At 62.0% G+C, this 4,012-nt stretch carries 2 protein-coding genes; one reads left to right on the forward strand and one right to left on the reverse strand.

Going from position 1 to position 4,012, the window contains the following annotated elements:
- The coding region (locus WA354_RS11230; protein ID WP_472813103.1) for a 2-oxoacid:acceptor oxidoreductase family protein at nucleotides 1–3,176 on the reverse strand (3,176 nt) is incomplete at its 3' end.
- A gap of 443 nt (nucleotides 3,177–3,619) precedes the next feature.
- Here WA354_RS11230 and WA354_RS11235 point away from each other — a divergent pair.
- On the forward strand, nucleotides 3,620–4,012 hold a 393-nt coding region (locus WA354_RS11235; RefSeq protein ID WP_472813104.1), incomplete at its 3' end, for an SDR family NAD(P)-dependent oxidoreductase.

Consider the following 4,012-nt stretch of genomic DNA (forward strand, 5'->3'; position numbering starts at 1 on the left):
TTGAGCGCTTCGAGTTTGGCGACGCCGGTTTTCTCGAGATCGCCGGCCTTGGCTACGAGGCGGTCGGCCTTGGTGTGGAAGACGGGGCGCATGTAAGCCTCGGTCACGGCTGCGATCGAGCGGAGGACGCTCTTTTCGCCGCAGCCGGCGCAGGCGCCGTCGCCTGAAACCAGCGCGTCGTAGTTGCGCCGGACCATGAGCATGTTGCGCAGGGTGGCGGTCTTCGAGTCCGCTGGGTTGGCGGCGTTGAAGAGGCCGAGGTACTTCTGCGATGTGTCGGGCAGCAGGTTGAGGAAGGCGGTGCCGGTCTCGTGTTCGGCGTTGACCTCGGTGGTTTCCTGCACCATCTTGAGCGCCATGTGATCGCCGCAGGCGGTGACGCAGGCTGCGCAACCCTTGCAGAGATCGCTGACGAAGATGGAGAAGATACCGCCGGTGCCGGGGGCCTTGCGCTCGGGCGACGAGAAGATGGCGTTGACCTTCTGATAGGCCATTGGCACCTTGTCGATGATGGAGTAGAACTGGGTCTTTGCTTCGGCTGAAAAGCCGTCGACGGATTCGGTGACTTCGCGGATGATTTTGGGCAGCGGTGTGCCGGTCTTCATCTCGGCGACCATGCGCTGGCGTGTCTGCTTCTCGATTTCAGGAAGCTTCGCCATCATCCTGGTGCGTTCGCCGGCGTCGCCCACGTAGCGGGAGACGGCCATGGTGAGCACCGTGCCCAGGTCCTGCGAGGTGTTGGGCAGCGCGGTGTCGGGACAGACCGAGATGCACTCCATGCACTGGGTGCAGTTCTCGGGGATGTAGAGCGGGGTTTCGCGGCGGGCTACGTATTTTGAGGCAGTGTCGCCGGTGGCCGCGGCGATAACGCCCATGGCTGCGAGTGGTGTTGCAGGCTGGTCGTATCCGAAGCTGGCGCGGAACTCGGCGTCGAATGCGTCGATGGTCGCGATCGGCGGACGGGCATCTTGTCCGGCGGGAGGCAGTGTGGAACGGCAGCCGCCTGTGTTGCAGTCGCCGCTGCCGACGGTGGCCATTTCGAGGATCGGGAGCAGCGGCTGTCCGCGCAGGGAGGACTTGTCGGCAGCGGCCATTTCGCCAATGGCGATTTCCTTGACGCGCTCGAAGCCCTGGGTCATGACTTCCATGTTGGAGTTGACGACGGCTTCACCGAGCTTACCGAACTTCTTGACGTACTGCTTCATGACGACGTCGCGATACTGCTCCTGCGTGATGCCGAACTCCTGCAGCATGGGGCTGACGGCGAAGAAGGCTCCGAGGAAGGCATTGCCCTGCATGCGGAGTTGAAGGTCGGCACGGTCGGTGGCCTTGCGGGCGATTTCAAAACCCGGCAGCGTGTAGACGCGAATGTTCTTCTCGATGATCTGCTTGCGGGCCCAGAGGGGAAGGTTCTCCCACGCGCGCTCGCCTTCAGCATCGGACTCCCAGATGAGAGCGCCGCCGGGCTGGATGCCATCGAGCGGGTTAGTGTGGGTGAAGGCCTTGGGATCGCAGCAGAGGACTACGGTGACGTGGCGCAGATCGCAGTTGACGCGAATGCGGTCCTTGGCGGCGACCATGAAGTAGCTGGTGGGCGCGCCCTTCTTTTCTGAACCGTACTTGGGGTTGGCGCTGACGTGGATGACTTCCTTGGGATTGCCCTTATCGTCGACCAGGCCGTCGCGCTCGTAGAGCAGGTCGTTCAAGTCGCCGAGGATGGCGCCGAGGTTCTTTCCGGTGGTGATAGCGCCCCATCCACCGATGGAGTGGAAGCGGACGGCTACTGCGCCTACGGGCAGCAGAGAAGGCATTTCGTCGCCGATCACCGCGTAGGGATGGTCGATGCCGAGAACGAAGAAGCTGACGCCGTCGGCCGCGGTCTTGCCATCTTTGCGGGCGCGGCCCTTGGTGGCGAATTCGTAAGCGCCGATGATGTGTTCGGGGCGGAAGTCGCGCGAGCCAAGGCCGTAGCTACCGGAATAGATGTGCGGCACTTCGTCCATCGCCAGCGCGGGCAGACCTTCAGAGGCTTTGTGTCCGGCGGCCTGAATGGCCTTCGAGAGGGCAGTGCGTATGTCGCGGCCGAGCGGGTTGTCGCCGCTGAGTGCTTCGTCGGTGCGTTCGAGGATGATGACGTTCTTCTTGCCCTTGAGCGCGGCGACGATGGCCGCCTCGGGGAAGGGGCGAATGACGTTGACGTGGATGGAGCCGACTTTGACGCCGCGGGTCTGGCGGAGGTAGTCGACGGCAGCCTCTATGTTTTCGGCGGCTGAGCCGAGCGAGACGAAGACGGTGTCGGTGTCGCCGCATTTGTACTGGGAGATCAAGCCATAGTGGCGGCCGGTCAGCTTGCCGAAATCTTTATAAGCGTCTTCAAGGAACTGCAGGATCGGCTCGGCGAAGTTGTTGCGTCGCGCGATGATGCCGTTCATGTAGTGTTCCTGGTTCTGAACGGGGCCAAGGAGGACGGGATTGGTGAGGTCCATCATCTTGGGAACGCGGCGGCGGGTGGGTCCAAAGAGAACGCGTTGTGCTTCAGTCGGGCAGTCGATGATGTCTTCCGGTGCGCCGAGGTATTCGCGGATCAGCTCGGACTCATGCTTGTAGAAGGTGCGCTCAAGGTGGCTGGTGAGGAAGCCATCCATGATGTTCATGCCGGGCGTAAGCGAAAGCTCGGTGACGCGGCGGAGAATGAGGGACTGGTCGGCGGCCTGCTGGGCGTCTTTGCCGAAGACCATGATCCAGCCGGTGTCGAGGGCGCCGTAGATGTCGTCGTGTCCGCAGTGGACGTTGAGGGCGTGCTTGGTGAGGGCGCGGGCGCCGACTTCAAGCACCATGGTGGAGCCCTTGCCGGGAGCGTGATAGTACTGCTCGACGCCGTACACCACGCCCTGGCCGGAGGTGAAGTTGACCACGCGCTTGCCGCAAACGGAGTGGGCGATGGCGCCACCCTGGGCTGCGTGTTCGCCTTCCGTCTCGATAGCGATGGTGTTGTGGCCGAATACGTTCAGATTGCCCTCAGCGTAAGCCTGCTGGAAGAGCTCGCCGCCTTCGGTGGAAGGCGTAATGGGATAGAAAACGCCCGCATCGGCGATGCGGGTCTCCGTGTGGTACGAGACGAGCTGGTTTCCGTTGGCTGTAACTCGAATGCCGGGATAGCGAGCGGCTTCCGTCATAGTGTCCCCTCCGTGCGTCCTGATCGTGCTGAAATTCCACCGGCAAGGAGACCAGCTGGCAAGCGCTTTCGGGGTGAGCCCATCGAAAGGCTGCAATGGTCCCGCAACCTGCGGTTGATTCTTACCCCAGGCTTTGCTGGCCCATCAGGTCAACGGCTGCAAGTGCCTGGTTTGATTGGTTCTGTAACCGCGATCAAACTGCGGCTCCAATCTAATTCCCTTGATTAAGTTCAATTGCCAGAACGGTATTGCGCGAGTAACCCAAGGGGGAGCTGCCCGTGAAAACGGCCTATACATCAGTATGCACCCGCGATGCGAGACGGTGTATCAGGGTGTACCAGTGCGTGGGATTGGGAGGACGGACGGCTTCGAGCGGGGCATCGGTTGGGGCCGAGCGGCGGCTCTATACTTGGACCGATTAAAAAAACTCAAAGAAGGATCGAATGACCGAAACGAATCCATCGTCGAGTCCGAGGTATGCGAGCTACCCGAGCGTTGCCGGGCGTGCGGTGCTGGTGACCGGCGGGGCCAGCGGTATCGGCGCATCGATCGTAGAGCATTTCGCCCGCCAGGGGGCTCGGGTTGCCTTTCTCGACATTGAGGATGGGGCTGCGGAGCAATTGATCGCGGCGCTGAAAGTACGAGTCGAGTCGGCGCCGATCTATTTTCGCTGCGACCTGACGGATATTGGCGCCCTTCAATCGGCGGTCAGAGAGGCGGTTGCCTCGCTGGGCGGCGTCGACGTGCTGGTGAACAATGCGGCGAACGATCAGCGGCACAAGGTCGAGGACGTCACGCCGGAATATTGGGATGCTTCGATCGCCGTGAATCTGCGG

The organism is Occallatibacter sp. (assembly GCF_049802275.1).
In the GTDB taxonomy this organism is placed as follows: domain Bacteria; phylum Acidobacteriota; class Terriglobia; order Terriglobales; family Acidobacteriaceae; genus Telmatobacter.